Annotated in this window: 1 protein-coding gene; it reads left to right on the forward strand. The window is 39.0% G+C overall.

Features of this window, described 5'->3' with window-relative positions; genetic code table 11:
- The first annotated feature begins 426 nt into the window (after positions 1–426).
- Positions 427–1824, forward strand: coding sequence for a group II intron reverse transcriptase/maturase (gene ltrA, locus ACM55F_RS18745; RefSeq protein WP_416855326.1), 1398 nt, complete (start codon positions 427–429; stop codon positions 1822–1824).
- The last annotated feature ends 79 nt before the right edge of the window (positions 1825–1903 follow it).

The following is a 1903-nucleotide window of genomic DNA, read 5'->3' on the forward strand; positions in this document are numbered from 1 at the left end:
GTAGTGTGCCCAGCATGGGCGGTAACTCTAGGGTGCAAGTCCCGAACACGCCTTTACAGTGGGAAGTGTTAGCTAAATGCAAGGGTGTCCACTGTGAAGTGGAATCTGAAGGAAGCAGTAGGCAAACTCTTGACCTGACGAACAGAAACTATATATAAGGCCAGAAATGTTGGATAAAGTTGCTACACAAACTGAAGTCCCAAACTGTACGGAAACATCATGGTAAATATAGCAGGTAGATGAGAGGAAAGTTATCGTTCTTACCTGGGGAGGTCTTATAGACATAGGGAAGTTTTTTTTTACAGAACTATGGATAACAATTGCTATAAGAAGTCAGCAGAGGTCATAGTAGGTACTAAAATTAAGTACCGAAGGACTGAACTTAATTAAGTGAGTAGTAAATGAATGTTACCTTTGAAGGAACGAATGCAGAAAATATCGAATAATTTTGATAACTGCCTTGGGAAGGATAGGACGGAATCCGACAGCTACCAAGGAGTGCAGACCTTTATTGGGATAACTGAAAACAACCTCACGGAAGTACATTTAGGTCAGGGGAAACTATTAGAACTAATCCTCAGTCCTTCCAATATGAATATGGCTTATAAAAGGGTCAAATCCAATAAAGGGAGTTCTGGAATAGACAAGTTGTCCACTGAGAATTTATTAGAATGGCTCTTAGAAAATAAAGAGTCATTAATCACATCGCTAGAAAAGGGGAAATACAAACCCCAAGCTGTTCGAAGAGTTGAGATACCTAAAGAGGGAGGTAAAACAAGGTCACTTGGTATTCCTACTGTCGTAGACCGCTTAGTCCAACAAAGTATTGCTCAAATCCTAACGCCCATTTACGAACAAGAATTCCACGCAAGTAGCCACGGTTTTAGACCCAAAAGAGGCTGTCATACTGCTTTGAAAGAAGTAGAAAGTCACCTCAATGATAAGTATCACTATGTAGTGGATTTAGACTTAGAGAAATTCTTTGATACTGTTAATCACAGTAGGCTTATAGAACTAATATCGAAGAAAGTCAAAGACCCACGAGTGATATCACTCATTCATAAGTACCTAAGAGCTGGTGTTGTTGTGGGAAACAAATTTGAAGAAAGTATATTAGGTGTTCCGCAAGGCGGTCCTCTAAGTCCTTTGTTGAGCAATATAATGCTTGATGAATTAGATAAGGAGCTCGCTAGACGAGGACATCGTTTTGTGCGCTACGCAGATGATTGCTTAATCTTCTGTAAGAGTAAGAAAGCATGTCTTCGTGTTAAGGAAAGTATAACTAAGTTTATTGAAAGCGTATTATACTTAAAGGTAAACAAAGAGAAAACTACGGTTGGGTATATCAAAGGAAAGAAGTTCCTTGGATATAGCTTCTATAACAAAAGTAAAGGAAAATGGGGGCTTTGTGTACACCCAAAGACTTATAGTAAACTTAAGGACAGGTTAAAGGAAATTACTAATCGTAGTAATGGTGTGGGGTATCAAAAGACGAAAGAACTCTTGCGATACTACGTACAGGGTTGGATATCCTATTTTAAACTAGCGGATATGTCAAACAAGATTAAACGTATAGACGAATGGCTTAGATTTAGAATACGAATGTGTATATGGAAAAGTTGGAAGAAGATAAGTACTAAATACAACAATCTTAGAAAGGCTGGTATTAGAGACAATCAAGCCTATCAATGGGCTAATACTCGAAAGAGCTATTGTCGAACTGCACTTAGTCCAATCCTGAAAACATCTTTAACTACGATAAATCTAAGAAAAGCAGGCTACACGTTCCTAAATGACATCTACCTAAAATGTATCGTAAATTAAGAACCGCCTTGGTACGGATCCGTATGCCGGGTGGTGTGGAAGGTCGCCTAGGGAAATAATCCCTAGGCTCCTATCCGAT

The sequence above is a fragment of the Flavobacterium melibiosi genome (assembly GCF_048158545.1).
Taxonomy (GTDB): Bacteria; Bacteroidota; Bacteroidia; order Flavobacteriales; family Flavobacteriaceae; genus Flavobacterium; species Flavobacterium melibiosi.